16 protein-coding genes are annotated in these 15,670 nt (G+C 50.0%); 8 read left to right on the top strand and 8 right to left on the bottom strand.

Features of this window, described 5'->3' with window-relative positions; all coding sequences use genetic code 11:
• Position 1: 1 nt before the first annotated feature.
• The 3 genes from AC3WTF_RS10965 to AC3WTF_RS10975 form a co-directional block, all read right to left on the bottom strand.
• A complete protein-coding gene (locus AC3WTF_RS10965; RefSeq protein WP_012116817.1) occupies positions 2 to 433 on the bottom strand; it encodes a PTS mannitol transporter subunit IIA in 432 nt (143 codons plus the stop codon).
• A gap of 24 nt (positions 434 to 457) precedes the next feature.
• Positions 458 to 1,897 (bottom strand): PTS mannitol transporter subunit IIBC, encoded by a 1,440-nt coding sequence (locus AC3WTF_RS10970; RefSeq protein ID WP_492314256.1) that lies wholly within the window; start codon positions 1,895 to 1,897, stop codon positions 458 to 460.
• 175 nt (positions 1,898 to 2,072) lie between these two features.
• Positions 2,073 to 2,414 carry a hypothetical protein gene (locus AC3WTF_RS10975; protein ID WP_003156306.1) on the bottom strand — a complete coding sequence of 114 codons (342 nt, stop codon included), beginning with the start codon at positions 2,412 to 2,414 and terminating at the stop codon, positions 2,073 to 2,075.
• A gap of 176 nt (positions 2,415 to 2,590) precedes the next feature.
• Between AC3WTF_RS10975 and AC3WTF_RS10980 the strand changes: the two genes are divergently transcribed.
• The 3 genes from AC3WTF_RS10980 to AC3WTF_RS10990 are packed head-to-tail and all read left to right on the top strand — an operon-like array spanning position 2,591 to position 5,448.
• On the top strand, positions 2,591 to 3,163 hold the full coding sequence (locus AC3WTF_RS10980) for a DeoR family transcriptional regulator (protein ID WP_032870800.1): 573 nt from the start codon (positions 2,591 to 2,593) through the stop codon (positions 3,161 to 3,163).
• Between the two features lie 32 nt (positions 3,164 to 3,195).
• Positions 3,196 to 4,824, top strand: a complete 1,629-nt coding sequence (locus AC3WTF_RS10985) for a copper resistance CopC/CopD family protein (protein WP_061582004.1) — start codon at positions 3,196 to 3,198, stop codon at positions 4,822 to 4,824.
• A gap of 12 nt (positions 4,825 to 4,836) precedes the next feature.
• Positions 4,837 to 5,448 carry a YcnI family copper-binding membrane protein gene (locus AC3WTF_RS10990; protein WP_039062620.1) on the top strand — a complete coding sequence of 204 codons (612 nt, stop codon included), beginning with the start codon at positions 4,837 to 4,839 and terminating at the stop codon, positions 5,446 to 5,448.
• A gap of 45 nt (positions 5,449 to 5,493) precedes the next feature.
• On the opposite strand, the gene gdh is transcribed toward AC3WTF_RS10990, so the two are convergent.
• The 4 genes from gdh to gabT all read right to left on the bottom strand — a co-directional run bounded on the left by gdh (position 5,494) and on the right by gabT (position 10,119).
• On the bottom strand, positions 5,494 to 6,279 hold the full coding sequence (gdh, locus tag AC3WTF_RS10995; protein ID WP_007410286.1) for a glucose 1-dehydrogenase: 786 nt from the start codon (positions 6,277 to 6,279) through the stop codon (positions 5,494 to 5,496).
• A 20-nt stretch (positions 6,280 to 6,299) separates the two neighbouring features.
• The gene (locus AC3WTF_RS11000; protein WP_003156317.1) at positions 6,300 to 7,163 is read right to left on the bottom strand and encodes a RhaT/GlcU family sugar-proton symporter; all 864 of its coding nucleotides are present in this window, start codon (positions 7,161 to 7,163) and stop codon (positions 6,300 to 6,302) included.
• 154 nt (positions 7,164 to 7,317) lie between these two features.
• A complete protein-coding gene (gabD, locus tag AC3WTF_RS11005; RefSeq protein ID WP_007410282.1) occupies positions 7,318 to 8,706 on the bottom strand; it encodes a succinate-semialdehyde dehydrogenase in 1,389 nt (462 codons plus the stop codon).
• A gap of 105 nt (positions 8,707 to 8,811) precedes the next feature.
• Entirely contained in the window at positions 8,812 to 10,119 is a 1,308-nt protein-coding gene (gabT, locus tag AC3WTF_RS11010) for a 4-aminobutyrate--2-oxoglutarate transaminase (protein ID WP_492314257.1), read from the bottom strand.
• Positions 10,120 to 10,226: 107 nt separating this feature from the next.
• Between gabT and gabR the strand changes: the two genes are divergently transcribed.
• The gene (gene gabR, locus AC3WTF_RS11015; RefSeq protein WP_095352400.1) at positions 10,227 to 11,636 is read left to right on the top strand and encodes a MocR-like transcriptional regulator GabR; all 1,410 of its coding nucleotides are present in this window, start codon (positions 10,227 to 10,229) and stop codon (positions 11,634 to 11,636) included.
• 27 nt (positions 11,637 to 11,663) lie between these two features.
• On the opposite strand, the gene AC3WTF_RS11020 is transcribed toward gabR, so the two are convergent.
• Positions 11,664 to 11,978: an ArsR/SmtB family transcription factor gene (locus AC3WTF_RS11020; RefSeq protein ID WP_012116810.1), complete on the bottom strand. Its 315-nt coding sequence runs from the start codon at positions 11,976 to 11,978 to the stop codon at positions 11,664 to 11,666.
• A gap of 141 nt (positions 11,979 to 12,119) precedes the next feature.
• Between AC3WTF_RS11020 and AC3WTF_RS11025 the strand changes: the two genes are divergently transcribed.
• From AC3WTF_RS11025 to AC3WTF_RS11040, 4 genes are all read left to right on the top strand, one after another.
• Positions 12,120 to 12,407, top strand: coding sequence for a putative quinol monooxygenase (locus AC3WTF_RS11025; RefSeq protein WP_003156323.1), 288 nt, complete (start codon positions 12,120 to 12,122; stop codon positions 12,405 to 12,407).
• 16 nt (positions 12,408 to 12,423) lie between these two features.
• Entirely contained in the window at positions 12,424 to 13,170 is a 747-nt protein-coding gene (nfsA, locus tag AC3WTF_RS11030; protein ID WP_015416815.1) for an oxygen-insensitive NADPH nitroreductase, read from the top strand.
• A gap of 160 nt (positions 13,171 to 13,330) precedes the next feature.
• A complete protein-coding gene (locus AC3WTF_RS11035) occupies positions 13,331 to 14,206 on the top strand; it encodes a TetR/AcrR family transcriptional regulator (RefSeq protein WP_492314258.1) in 876 nt (291 codons plus the stop codon).
• A gap of 17 nt (positions 14,207 to 14,223) precedes the next feature.
• Positions 14,224 to 15,648, top strand: coding sequence for an MDR family MFS transporter (locus tag AC3WTF_RS11040; protein ID WP_032866944.1), 1,425 nt, complete (start codon positions 14,224 to 14,226; stop codon positions 15,646 to 15,648).
• The last annotated feature ends 22 nt before the right edge of the window (positions 15,649 to 15,670 follow it).

Below are 15,670 nucleotides of genomic sequence, written 5' to 3' on the forward strand. Positions count from 1 at the left end.
GTCAGTTCACCTCGCTGAAAATAGCGGCCAGTTCTTCTTCCGTCTTTGCACTGATCAGCCGTTCGATGTTTTCTTCCTCTGAGCAGATGATGGCGATGTTTGACAGGATGTCTAAGTGTTCATTGTTTTTTCCGGCGATACCGAAAACGACCTTTGCCGTATTGCCTTCACCGTATTCCACACCGTCCGGAATCTGGATGACGGAAATGCCTGAATGAAGCACCTCATCCTTCGCATCTTCCGTGCCGTGCGGGATCGCGATGAAATTCCCCATAAACGTGGATGATGTTTCTTCACGTTCGAACATTTTTTCCACATAGCCGTTCTTCACGTAGCCGTTATCAATCAATGTCTGTCCCGCGAGGCGGATGGCATCCTCTTTTGAGTTCACCGTCTGGTTCAGTTTGATGTTCGCTTTAGCCAATACTTCCATGATGAAGATCCCTCTTTCTGTTGATTAGTTTTTAAGCTTTTCAATCAGTTCATCGTATTTCGGGCTGTTCAAGAAATTATCAACCGAAATGTGCACCGCCTGCGGCAGCTTCGCTTTCGCGCGGTCAGTCAGGTCCTTATGCGTAATGACGATATCCGCGTCATTCGGAAGATTATTGATCGACGTATTTGTCACATCAATATCCAGGTCTGCTTTTTTCACTTTGTTTCTTAAAATGGAGGCGCCCATTGCGCTCGATCCCATACCCGCGTCACACGCGAAGATAATGCGGCTGACTTGGTCGGCGGAAATATCAGCGGCGCTGTTTTCCGGCTCTTCCTCTTTGTCCGCCAACGCGGCCGCAGCTTCGCTTTTCCTGCCTTTCATTTCCTGCATTTTTTCCGCCGCGGCTGTCAAATCTTCTTCGCCCGCTTTAGACGATTTCAGAATAAGCGCCGAGACGATAAACGATACGGCCGCGGCAACGATGACGCCCGCCAGCACGCCGAGATAGCTTCCTTTCGGCGTCAGCGCCAAAATGGCGATGATGCTTCCCGGAGATGATGCGGCGACAAGACCCGCGTTAAAGATCGAGAATGTAAGCAGTCCGCTCGCTCCCCCGGCGATCGCCGCGAGGATCAGCATCGGTTTCATTAAAATGTAAGGGAAATAGATTTCATGAATCCCCCCGAAGAAATGAATGATCGCCGCTCCCGGAGCCGTCGATCTTGAAGAGCCTTTCCCAAAGAACATATATGCCAGTAAAATACCGAGTCCCGGCCCGGGGTTCGCTTCCACTAAGAACAGAATGGATTTACCCGCTTTGGCGGCCTGCTCGATTCCGATCGGACTTAAAATGCCGTGGTTGATCGCGTTATTCAGGAACAGAACTTTCGCCGGTTCTACGAAAACGCTTGCAATCGGCAGCAAATTCGCGTGGACAATGACTTCCACACCTGCCGCCAGCAATTTGTTAAGAGACAGGACGACCGGGCCGATCGCATAAAATGCGATAATCGTCAGCACAGCTCCGATAATTCCCGCCGTGAAGTTGTTGATCAGCATTTCAAAACCCTGTCTGACTTTATCTTTAAACACACGGTCTAATTGTTTAATGAGATAACCGCCCAAAGGCCCCATAATCATTGCCCCTAAGAACATCGGAATGTCCGCTCCGACAATGACTCCGATGGCGGCCGTTGCTCCGACGACTCCCCCGCGGTGATCGTAAATCATTTTTCCGCCCGTATATGCGATTAAAAGCGGCAGTAGATACGTAATCATCGGGCTTACCAATGTATTCAGCTGCGAATTCGGAAACCATCCCGCAGGAATAAACAGCGCGGTGATAATTCCCCATGCGATAAATGCGCCGATATTCGGCATGATCATACCGCTTAAATAACTGCCGAACCGCTGTATCTTCACTTTCATGCCAGCTTGCTGTTCTTGCTGCATGTTCATTCCCTCCCTGTTTGCTTGCCTTCAGATGAAAATAAATAAGACACGGGGTTTCTCTCTCCCCTGTGTCTTCATCATAAAACGCTTACAATCCCCATTCAATGAAAAGTAAAGAGGAGTTTGGCACAGAGACTGTGACAACTCCTTAACAAAAAAAAGACACCTCATCAAAGGTGTCTTACCGCTTTCTGTATATAATGTGTCCTTTTGTGACGACGAGTTTGGCAATGAGCCGCTCACTGACAATAAACACCGGATACGCACATACGAGCGCGAAAATGGCGGCCGGCACATACCGCGCTGCCGGAAACATCGGCATGACGGCGGTTCTGGCCATCTGCACAAGATAAATCAAAAGCACCGTGATCGCAATGGCCGCAGCCATAATCGGAGCTGATACTTTATATTCACGCAATTTCACATGGCAATGCCCGCACTGAAACTGGCACGGGATCATGGATGATCTGACCATGTCGCCTGTAATCGGCTTGCCGCAGTTCGGGCAGGTCGTTTCTTTCATGTTTATTCCTCCATTCAACTCTTCTATTATAACAGAGTCTGGCTACGTCTTTTACATTTGTGATTGTTCAACATTTTTTCACATATTTTATCATCAGGCTCTTGTGTGCATTTGTGAAAACATCTACTCTTAGAGGGAGGTTCATCACTCATTCGCATAAAAAGGAGGATGCAGAATTGCTTCCGATTCACAGACAGCAAACCTTGCTTGAATGGCTGAAAGAAGAGGGCGCGCTGAAAATCTCTGACATAAGCGAGAGATTCGGCGTCTCCGAGATGACCGTGTACAGAGACGTCAATCAGCTGGCGGATGCAAACCGGATTATCCGGACACCCGGCGGCATTACGCTCCCTCCCGCTTCAGAACGAAGCGCCAATCAATGCGGCTATTGCCTGCGGCCGATTCAGCATTCGTATTCTGTTCAGCTTATTACCGTTTCACAAGCCGTTGAGCAGATGTGCTGCATTCATTGCGCGATTTTGCGGTATGAGGATAAAAAGGAAGAAGTGTCCCACGTCATTTGTAAAGATTTTCTTCTCCAGACGACGCTGACGGCCGCTTCCGCATACTTTTTAGTCCATGCCGATATTGACCTTCACTGCTGCCGGCCTCAGGCGATTCCCTTCTCAACGCTTGATTACGCAGAACGGTTTCAAAAAGGATTCGGCGGGATCATTTGCACCTTTGACGAGGCGGCGGACATCATCTTACACGACAGGCAGAAGGGATGCACCTGCAGCAAGACATAACAACAACCAACCGGAAGGCGGTGTCATCATCCATGAGACAGAACAAACGCTGGCTCATCTTTTTGCTGTTCCTTGTTTTGATTCCGAAAACAAGCTTCGCCCACGCCTACATCACAAACTCAAATCCGGGTGAGAACAGCGAATTAAAACAAGCGCCGAAGCAGATTGAAATTGAGTTTAATGAACAGATTGAAGAAGGCTTCCACTCCATTAAGGTCTATAATTCATCCGGCGAACGGGTCGATGCGGGAAAAACGGTGATTCAAAAAAATGATGCCCGCATCATGACCGCGGCATTGAAAAAAAATCTGCCGCATGATATTTACAGAGCGGAATGGAACGCGGTATCGGCCGACGGACATCCGGTATCCGGCGTCATCCCTTTCAGTATCGGAAAAGCCGGCGGAGAACTTCGGGAGCAGACATCATCGCAAGCGGCGCTTCATCCCGAAGCGGCCATCGACCGCGGTATTTTGTACACCGCTCTCTCCCTGTTTATCGGCACGGCTTTTTTCCATCTGTTTTGGTACAGAAATAATAAAGATTCATCAAAAGCAAAACGAACTGTAAAGCTGCTCGTGATTTCTTTATGTGTAACGGGGCTCGCGCTTATCTGCCAGCTCCCGATCCAGACGAAAGAAAACGCGGGCGGCGCTTGGAGCGCCGCGTTCCAGCCGGACTATGTAAAAGAAACGCTTCTGAAAACGGCAGGCGGGTACGTCTGGATGATCCAGATCAGCTTATTTATCCTGCTCGCCCTGTCCATGATCCCGCTGTTGAAGAAGAAAGCATTCCGGTCATTTGCGTACTGGACGGCGCCGCTGTTGTTCTTCTTCGCTTCGCTTTTGGCAAAAGCATTCGCCGGGCATGCGGCGGTCATTGACGAAAAAGCGGTCGGCATCGCGATGGACTTTCTCCATTTATCGGCCGCGTCTGTATGGATGGGCGGTATCGCCGCGCTTGTGCTGCTTCTTTCATCAGAGTGGAGAAAACCCGATAAAACCATCGCTTGGGAAACGGTCAGACGGTTTTCTCCTTGGGCGTTCGCCTCTGTCGGTGTGCTGTTATTTTCAGGTGTGCTGAACGGATTTTTCATTATCCGCACGTTTGATTCACTCTTTCACACCGCTTACGGTAAGACGCTCCTTTTGAAAATCGGACTGTTTGTTATCATGCTTGTGCTCGGCGCCGTTCACGTATGGATGACTAAGTTCAGCAGAAAAAGGAGCATCAGCGCAACGATAAAGGCCGAATGGGCACTAGGCATCGCGGTATTATTTACAACCGCCGTCTTCACAAGCCTGCCCAGCCCGCCGCCGCCTGCTCCATTGCCTTTTAACGGCTCAGAAACGATCGGAAACGGGGAAACCCTGTCCTTGCACATTACGCCGAACCAGCCGGGTAAAAATGAATTTCAAGTCATTGTCACCGATCACAACGGCAGCTTGGTAAAAGACATTCAGCAATTTACGGTCACTGTTTACCAGACGGGCTTCAGCGGCAAACAGCATGAAAGCACCTTTGATTTGAAGAAGACGAAGGAAGGCACATTCGAAGCCGCCAACCTGTCCATCACCGAAAAGGGAAACTGGAAGATCAAAGTCCACGGGCTGACAAACGATTTTAATGAAATCAACCAAATATTCTCAACGACAAACTAAGGAGTGTATCTCATGTTGAAAAAAAAGGCTTTATTATTCATATCCGCCGTGACCCTGTCACTCGTCGGTTTTACGGCGACAGCAAGCGCCCACGTCTCAGTCAAACCCGCGGAATCCGCGGCCGGTTCCTGGGAAACCTACACGATGAAAGTGCCTGTGGAAAAGAATGAGCCGACAACGAAAGTCGTGCTGAAAATGCCCGCCGGCGTTGAATTTCAGCAGTATCAGCCGATTCCGGGCTGGAAAACATCCGTATCCAAACATGATGACAAAGCGGTCTCCGTCACTTGGGAAGCAAAAGACGGCGGCATTCAGCCCGGCCAATTCCAGCAGTTCACGTTCGTTGCGAAAAATCCTGAAAAGAGCGGAGATGCCGCTTGGGACGCTTACCAATATTACAAAGACGGCAGCATTGTAGAATGGACGGGTGATGAGAAAGCCGACACGCCTCACTCGATTACGAAAATCACGAAATCGGCCAGCGTGACGGATGCGCACGGAGCTGAACAGTCAAACGTAGAAAGCAAATCCGGCGTATCAGCGCTTGATATTGCAGCCATCGTTCTGTCAGCTGCGGCGATTATCCTTTCCATCGCGGCGCTTGTAAAGAAAAAACGCGCGTAAGCAAAAAGCGATCCGGCTCTAAAGAGCCTGCGATCGCTTTTTTTCTTATCCGCGGCCTGCCTGGAATGACGGATATTTGGTCATTCCCCCGTCAGCAAACAGCGTAATGCCGGTTACGTAGCTTGATTCCTTTGAAGCAAGCCAGACGGCGACAGCCGCGATTTCTTCCGGCTCACCGATATATCCCATCGGAATCATGCTTTCCACATCTTTTTTCTGAACGGGATCCGCAAATTTTTCCGCGTTGATCGGCGTATTGATGGCTCCCGGCCCGATGTTGTTGACACGGATGCGCTTCGGCGCGTACTCCAGCGCCAGCGTTTCCGTCATCAATTTGATGCCGCCTTTACTCGCCGCGTAGTGAACAAACAGAGGCCATGGAATCATTTCATGTACGCTTGACATGTTAATGACGTTTCCTTGAATATCATTCTCTACGTAATATTTAATGGCTTCGCGGCTTCCTAAGAAAGCGCCGGTCAGATTGGTATTAATGACTTTGTTCCAGTCTTTGAGCGGCATTTCATGCGACTGAACCGGATTTTCCATACCGGCGTTATTGATCATGACATCCAATGTGCCGAATTCCTTCACCGCGGTCTGCACGATGTTTTTGACATCTTCTTCTTTTGTGACGTCGCCTTGAATGATGACCGCTTCGCCTCCCGCTTTTTGAATCTCTTCTTTAACGGTTTGGGCGTCTTTTTCATTACTATAGTAGTTAACCACGACTTTCGCCTGCTCCTGTCCGAAGCGGATCGCCATCGCTTTTCCTAATCCTGATGAAGCTCCCGTAATGGCAACGACTTTTCCTTTTAAATCCGTGTACATGTTCAAACCTCCTGCATTTGTTATGAATTTGATTTCGCAACGCCTAAGAATACCGCGGCCACAATGATCAGGATAATCCCGATGGCAATGGCGACCAGCTGACGCTTCGTTTTGCTCTCACGGAGAATGAAGATTCCGCCGAGCGTGCTGATGACGATCCCCATTTGAGAGAGGGAAAAACTTGTCGCAACTCCGACGCGCGGCTGTGAGATGAACAGAAACATATTCCCGAGCGCCCAGATGATTCCCGGCAGAATGTTCTTGAGGGCGTACTTATTAAACGGTTTATGCTTGTACGTCAGGAGCAGTCCGCCGATGACCATCCCGATCGCCTGCGGCAGGAGCGCTGACCATCCGGATACGCCGAACAGCCGGGCCACAACGACATAGACCAAATAACCGAGCGTGGAGATCAGCAGGATGACAATGCCTTTTTTTAAGTTTCCCGGTTCTCCGTCCGCCCGCCCCTTTTTATCTTCTAAAGATGTGAGCACAATCCCGATGATGATAAAAATAAGGGCGAGAATACCCAGCGTAATCGCGATCGGGGTTGACCATTCTTTGAATACGATCACACCGAACAAAGAAGTCGAGACGAGCTGCATTCCCGTTGATATCGGCATCGTTTTTGAAACGCCCATCAGCTGTATGCTTTTAAGCTGATTGCTTTGGCCGAGCGACCAAAACAGCCCCGAGATGATGCCGACAATAAAAATGCGCCCGGACAGCACCGGGTGGACAAACAGATACAGCACAAACGAAACGATGAGCGCCCCGATTGTCGTTCCCAGCGTCTGGCTGTAAGGCCCGCCGCCTAATTTGACGTTAAATAACACGATGCTCCCCCAAAATAAAGCCGGGAGAAGAGCCAATAATATATCCATGATGGCGACCTTCTTTCAATCGTATTTGCTGTTATTTTGTCTGGAATCGAACCGATTATTCCCGCAAGATCAAAAAAGCCTGCCGGCGATATTCACCGGCAGACTGCTCAATAAAAACAGCCCCGCTTAGAAGCGGGGCTTTCTTTTCGGCTCATTAAAGTCCGATAGACATGTATTTGGTTTCCAGGTACGGCTCAATGCCTTCCGTACCGCCTTCACGGCCGATGCCGCTTTCTTTCATTCCTCCGAACGGCGCTTGAACCGCGGACGGACCGCCGTCATTCCAGCCGATGATGCCGTATTCAAGCTGTTCAGAAATATAGATGCCGCGGCGGTAGTTTTCTGTGAAGAAATAAGCCGCAAGCCCGAACGGCGTATCGTTCGCAAGCTTGATCGCTTCATCAATATCTGAGAACGTAACGATCGGCGCAACCGGGCCGAATGTTTCTTCATGCATGATGTTCATGGATGTATCTACATTTGACAGCACGGTCGGTGTCACGAAATAGCAGCCTTTTTCATCGTTTTGGTCATACGTTCCGCCCGTCAGCACTTTTGCGCCTTTTTCCACGGCGTCATTAATTTGGCCGACGATTTTATCGAAGCCTTTTTTGTTGATGACAGGGCCGACGTTTACGCCTTTTTCAAGACCGTTTCCGACTTTGAGTTTCGCAGCTTCTTCACTCAGTTTTTTCGCAAACTCGTCTTTTACGGATTCGTGTACGATCAGCCGGTTCGCACAGACGCAGGTTTGGCCGGCATTTCTGAATTTAGAGGCCATTGTTTGGGCTACCGCCAGATCAAGATCAGCGTCTTCATCCACGATCAGCGGCGCATGTCCGCCAAGCTCCATTGACATATGTTTTACGGTGTCGGCGCTGTTTTTCATCAGGATTTTGCCGACAGGCGTTGAGCCGGTAAAGGTAATTTTGCGGATTTTCGGGCTGCTGGTGAAGACGTTTCCGATTTCCGCTCCGTCACCGATCACCACTTGCAGCACGTCCTTCGGAATTCCCGCTTCATATGCGAGACGCGCAAGGGCGTAAGCGGAAAGCGGCGTATCCTCCGCCGGTTTGATGATGAACGTACAGCCTGCCGCCAAAGCGGGCGCGGCTTTTCTTGTAATCATCGCATTCGGGAAATTCCACGGCGTGATCGCGGCTACCGGGCCGACCGCCTGACGGGTGACGACAATCCGTTTGCCCGTTGTCGGCGCAGGTACTGTTCTGCCGTAAATCCGTTTTGCTTCTTCGGCGAACCATTCAATATAGCCGGCGCCGTATAAAACTTCTCCGACCGCTTCTTCGTACGGTTTGCCGTTTTCTTTCGTAATTAATTCCGCAAGTTCTTCTTTATTTTCAACAATCAGCTCATACCATTTTCTCAGCAGTGAGGCACGTTCTCCCGCTGATGTTTTGGACCATGATTGAAACGCTTGATGTGAACGTTCAATCGCTTTTTCAACATCTTCGGCCGTCTGCTGGGGGATGCTTTCGATCGCCTCTCCCGTTGCCGGGTTGTACACTGTTAATTGTTCTGGCATATTGAACATTCCTTTCTCTGTTATAGTAAAGCCATTGAATGCTAGTTGATGTATCTCACACTTTCATGATAGCAGACACATCCGCCGGCATTCCAATAATTGAACTCACAGAGCTGCTTCGATAATGGAAAGGCCTTCTTTGAGCTGCTCATCCGTCACGACAAGCGGCGTCAGGAATCTGATAATGTTGCCGTTAATGCCGGCCGTCAGCAGCAGCAGTCCGTTCTCGTTCGCCGTTTTGGCGATCGCCGCGGCTTTTGCTTTGTCCGGTTCCCGCGTGTCCGGATCTTTGACAATTTCGATGGCCGCCATCGCGCCGAGTCTGCGCACTTCTCCGATGCAGGCATGCTCTTTTTTCCACTCGAGCGCTTGATGCTCGATGATCCGGCCGATCTCCTCGGAACGCTGATTCAGCCCTTCTTCTTCAATAATATCCAAGACCGCGAGCGCAGCCGCACAGCCGAGCGGGCTTCCCGCATATGTGCCCCCGAGTTCACCCGGCGCGGCGGCATCAAGCATTTCCGCCCGGCCGATGACGCCGCTCAGAGGCAATCCGGCCGCAAGTGATTTGGAAACGGTGATCAAATCAGGAACGGCCCCGAAATGTTCAATCGCAAAATACGTTCCCGTTCTGGCAAAACCGGTCTGAATCTCATCCGCCACAAAAACGATGCCGTGTTTTTTACAAAAAGCGGCGACGTGCTGCACGAAACGTTTTGACGGAATGATGAAGCCGCCCTCTCCCTGAACCGGCTCCATGACGACACAGGCGACGGTTTCCGGTGCAACTGCGGCGATAAAGAAATCCTCAAAAGCGCTGATGATAAAGTCGTCATACTGCTCGTCGCTCATGCCGGCCGGCTTTTGATAATAATAAGGAAACGGCGCCTGATACACCTCTGAGGCAAACGGGCCGAAACCGAATTTATAAGGCTTCACCTTGCTCGTCATGCTCATCGTCATGTTCGTGCGGCCGTGGAACCCTCTTGTAAATGACACGACAGCCTGGCGCTTCGTATATTTTCTGGCGATTTTCACGGCGTTTTCCACCGCTTCCGCCCCCGAATTGAGAAAAATCGCTTTTTTCGCATGATCTCCCGGCGCAAGGGCGCAAAGTTTTTCGGCCAGCTCAATATAAGACGGATACATCATGACGTTAAATCCCGGGTGAATCAGATCCTCCGCCTGTTTCTTCACGGCCTCCACCACTTTCGGATGGGAATGGCCGACATTCAGCGTTCCGATCGCTCCGGCAAAATCAATGAATCGACTGCCGTCCAAATCGTACAAAAGCGCCCCTTCCCCTTTTACCGCCATGCTGCGGTTTCCGTTGCCGACCCCCTTGGAAACGAATTGATCCCGTTTTTGCTGCCACTGGACAGTTGTCACTTCCGATGATGCTGTTCGACTCATAGATTCCATCCCCCTGCATTGTTTTCTTATCATTCTGACTTCTTTTTGGTATGATGAAAAGTACCAAAATCAATTTATCCATGGTATCAGAAAGGGGCAGGGTCTGGATGCTGACGATTTCCATTGACCATTCGGAAACGGCGGATTATATCTATCAGCAGATCTATCAGCACATAAAAGCGGCCATTTTGAAGCGCAGCCTGATGCCTCATACAAAGGTGCCGTCTAAACGGGAGCTTGCCGAGACGCTGAAGGTCAGCGTGAATTCAGTGAATTCAGCTTATCAGCAGCTGCTTTCGGAAGGTTATTTATATGCGGTCGAAAGAAAAGGCTTTTTCGTGGAGGAAATTGATACGGTTTATTATGAAGAAACGCCTTCGCTCCTATTGCCTGATGATTTGAAAGAGCGGGAGACGGATAAAAGCGGCTGGATTTCATTTTCACATATGAGCGTGGATACGGCGCATTTCCCCCTGAAAAGCTGGTTCCGCTGTGAGCAGAAAGCAGCCGCCCGTTCATTTCATACACTCGGAGAACTCGTCCATCCTCAAGGTTTATATGAAGTCCGTGAAACAATTTCGCGGCTTATTTCCCTGACAAGGGGCGTTACATGCCGCCCGGAACAAATCGTGCTCGGAGCGGGCACACAAATGCTGATGCAGCTGCTGACGGAACTGCTGCCAAAAGACGCGCTCTACGCCATGGAGAACCCGGGATATATGAGGATGTACCGGCTGCTGCAAAACCTCGGGAAAAAGGTTGCGACGATCAGCCTTGATGAAAAAGGCATGTCCATGAACGAAATCGAAAAACGCCGGCCCTCTGTATTGATCACCACGCCTTCCCATCAATTCCCCTCAGGCGTGATCATGCCGGCTTCCCGGCGGATTCAGCTTTTAAACTGGGCCGCCGAACAGAACGGCCGCTTCATCATTGAAGATGATTATGACAGTGAATTTAAATATGACGCCGATACGATACCGGCGCTTCAAAGCCTTGACCGGTTTCAAAATGTCATATACATGGGGACCTTTTCAAAATCCCTTTTCCCAGGTCTGCGCATCAGCTATATGGTTCTGCCGCCCGGGCTTTTGCGGACGTTCAAAGAGAGAACGTATGACCTGCATACGTGCAGCACGCTTGCCCAGCTCGCGCTGAAAGAATTTATCGACTCAGGTGAATATCAGAAACATATTAAAAAGATGAAGCAGCATTATAAGAACATGCGGGAATGCCTCATTTCGGCTTTGGAAGAAACATTCGGAGAAAGAATCAGTGTAAAGGGCGCCAATGCGGGGCTTCATTTTGTCACTGAGTTTGAATGCGCCCGTTCAGAAAAAGAGATATTGGCACGGGCGGATGCAGAACAGCTCGATCTGTTTGCGATGAGCCGGTTCCGTCTGAAAGCGGGAGGCGATTCAAACAAACCGCAGCTTATCCTGGGGTTCGCACGCCTGAAGGAGAGCGATATTCAAGAAGGCGTCTACAGGCTTTACCGGGCGGTTTTCGGCGCATAAAAAAACCCCCGGAATTCGGGGACTTATTTACCAGCGGTCCGGTTCTGTCTGCAAAATCGCCTCCAACAGGCCGGGAAACGCCGCTTGTAAATCATCTTTGCGCAGGGAATAATAACGGTGCTTCCCGTCTATGCGCACTTGGGCGATCCCCGCTTCCCGCAGCACTTTGAAGTGATGGGACAGCGTTGATTTAGCGACCCGGACATCAGCGCAGGTTCCGCACGTTTTTTCTGTTGTTTCCGCCAATTGTTTGACCAGCTCTAAGCGGAGCGGATCACTCAGAGCATGAAGAACCTTTGTCAGCTGTAAGCGTTCGGTTTCAGGATGGTTTGGAATGTTCATGAGTCAAATGTAACACAGATCATCGGCGGGTGACAATTTAGGCGGTGAGGGTTTTTCCTTTACCATTCGCAGCGAAACATGTTACAGTTAGTTCGATAATATTCGAACTATAACAAATAAACCCAATCAGGAGGAATAACAATGATCGTCTTACAGGCTTACATGAAAGTAAAAGCGGATAAACGCGAGGAATTTTTAGGAGAAGCGCAATCACTTGTTCAGCATTCACGCGCGGAAGAAGGAAATGTGCAATACGATCTTTTCGAAAAAGTCGGTGAGGAAAATACATTCGTTATGCTTGAGCAATGGAAAGATGAAGAAGCGATGAAATTCCACAACGCAACTGACCATTTCCAAGGATTCGTGGCAAAAGCAAAAGAAGTGCTGAGTGCGCCGCTTGACGTCGTCCGCACAGAACTGTCAGAGTAACGAAAGGATGAATGACATGAACGAAGTCCTTCAAATATTAACAGACCACCGTTCCATCCGCAGCTACACAGATGAACCCGTATCGGATGAGCAGCTGGACCTTATCATCCAAGCAACTCAGGCAGCGCCGACTTCCATTAACGGCCAGCAATTTACCGTTATTGCGGTGAAAGATAAGGAGCGGAAGAAAAAAATATCCGAATTGGCCGGCGGCCAGCCGTGGATTGACCAAGCGCCTGTTTTCCTTTTATTCTGCGCTGATTTTAACCGCGCCAAAATTGCGCTTGAAGAATATAATGATACACCGCTTGAGATCACGAACGGTTTAGAGTCCGTTCTAGTCGGAGCCGTAGATGTCGGGATTGCGCTGGGTACGGCAACGGCTGCGGCTGAATCAATGGGACTCGGCACTGTGCCGATCGGCGCCGTGCGCGGCAAACCTGACGAACTCATTGAATTGCTGAAACTTCCGAAATACGTTTTCCCGGTTTCCGGTCTCGTCATCGGCCATCCGGCAGACCGCTCCGCGAAAAAACCGCGTCTGCCGCAAGCAGCCGTTCTGCATCATGAAACGTATCAAGAAGAAGATGTAAGAACCCATATCGAGGCCTATGACAAGCAGATGTCCGAATACATGAAAAAACGCACCGACGGACAGGAAACAAGAAACTGGTCACAAGGCATCACTTCCTACTATAAGCAGGTTTATTATCCTCACATTCGTGAAATGCTTGAAAAACAAGGATTTAAGACGGATAAATAAACGTATCAGCCTGCCGGAACACTCCGGCAGGTTTTTTCTATTTCTCAAACAAAAACGTTGACACTATGTAAAAATTTTTGTTAATATTTTCATCATATACTCATTGGTTTTCTGTGAACCGATGGGTTTTCTATTGTGACGAAAGAAGGAATCTGGGCTTATGAATGATAAGAAAACGGATATTCTGCTGGCGGCAAGGAAGCTTTTTTCCGGGAAAAGCTTTTCGTCGGTTTCGATGCAGGCGATCGCAGAGGAGTGCAAAGTCTCCAAAGCGTCTTTATATAAGCTGTTTGAATCAAAGGAAGACCTGCTCCTGGAGCTGCTCGATTTTAACCAGAAACAGATGGTAGCCGCCGCTTCATTATTGAATGAAGAAACAAGCCTCTCCCCTGAGGAACGGTTTGCCAAAAAACTGATGGCTGAGCTTGAAGGCTTCAGGCGCAATCAGCAGTTTTTTAATATGCTGATGTACGGAAGCCCCTCTTCCATTAATGAACGGGTAAAACGGCATATTCACAGGGCCCGCTCCACCTTTATCTGCTGGCATCGCGATTCACTGATTCAGACGTACGGTGAAGACATTATTCCTTATGTATGGGAGCTGGTAATCGTCCTGCAAGGGCTCCTGAGAGAATGCATCACGCTGATTAAGCTGGAAAAAGAACCGCTCGCCCTGGAGCCGCTCACGGAGTTTATCATCCGCCACCTCAATCTCATCGTCGAAAACAGGACAGCCGAAACCGCTTTGCCTCAGGAGATGATTGACCTTTATATCGCCTCCGCTTCCTCATTTGAGCCGAAAGACAAAACCATATTGCTGGCTGAAAGCCTGAAGGAACTGAAAGAAGCCGTCTCAGCCCTTCCGGAGGAAAAATATGACGCCGCAGGACTCGCTTCCGCGGCGGCTATGCTGGAGAAAGAATCAGCGGACAAACAGCCGCGGGATTTTCTCATCAAAGCGCTCATCGGTTATTTGGAGCAGGCCGGACCGCTGCACCAGCCGCTTGCAGCCGTTAAAACATTGCTCAAACTATAAAGAAAGAAGGAATCAGCTTGAATAAGAGTATTAAAACTGCACCATACAACCGCTCTGTCATTGTCGGGATTCTTTTGGCGGGTGCGTTCGTCGCCATTTTGAACCAGACACTGCTTATTACGGCGCTGCCGCACATTATGAATGACTTCAATATAGACGCCAACAAAGCGCAATGGCTGACAACGTCGTTTATGCTGACGAACGGGATTTTGATTCCGATTACCGCGTTTTTAATAGAGAAATTCACAAGCCGCACCCTCTTGATTTCCGCCATGAGTATTTTCACGGCGGGCACCATTGTCGGCGCATTCGCCCCGAACTTTCCGGTGCTCTTAACGGCCCGGATTATTCAGGCGGCCGGCGCCGGAATTATGCTGCCGCTCATGCAGACGGTATTTCTCACGATTTTCCCGATGGAAAAGCGCGGCCGCGCCATGGGTATGGTCGGCTTGGTTATTTCGTTCGCGCCGGCGATCGGCCCGACGCTTTCCGGATGGGCGGTCGAAGCATTCTCTTGGCGGTCTTTGTTTTATATTATCTTCCCGATCGCAGTCATCGATTTGCTTTTAGCGATTATTCTGATGAAAAACGTCACGACATTACGAGAAACACAGATTGATATTTTATCCGTGATCTTATCGACCCTCGGATTCGGCGGTCTGCTTTACGGCTTCTCAAGCGCCGGTTCCTCAGGATGGACCAGTGCTGAAGTGCTGACTTCGCTGCTTGTCGGAGCGGTCGCGCTGATTTTCTTTATCGCAAGACAGATGAAGCTCAAAAAACCGATGCTGGAATTCCGCGTGTTTTCTTTCGGGATTTTCAGCCTGACCACCCTGCTCGGAACGCTTGTTTTCGCGCTGCTGATCGGAACGGAAACCATTCTCCCGCTTTACACGCAAAAAGTCCGGGGCGTATCCGCGTTTGATACCGGATTAATGCTTTTGCCGGGCGCGATTGTCATGGGGATGATGTCTCCGTTTATCGGCCGGGTGTTTGACAAAATCGGCGGAAAGGGCCTTGCGATGACCGGATTCTTCATCATCCTGCTCACGTCCCTGCCGTTTATGAATCTGACGGACTCGACGTCTCTTATTTGGATTGTCGTCGTTTATACCGCGCGGCTTTTGGGAACAGCCATGATTATGATGCCGGTGACGACAGCGGGAATCAACGCCCTGCCGCGCCACTTAATTCCGCACGGCACAGCCATGAACAATACCGTCCGCCAAGTCGGCGGTTCTATCGGTACGGCGCTGCTAGTTTCCGTGATGAGCAGCCAGGCCGCGCACGCAAATGCGACAACTCCGGCAAACGCCGCCCTGCACGGCATGAATGCGGCATTTGTCGTAGCCGCCTGCATCGCGCTGGCCGGCTTCCTCCTATCTTTTATATTGAAGAAAAAACCGCGTCAGCCCGAGCAGCAGCAGGCCGTTACGCGGTAAACCAAAAAGAACCCGATCACGT

This window comes from Bacillus sp. EB106-06-01-XG163 (genome assembly GCF_058791615.1).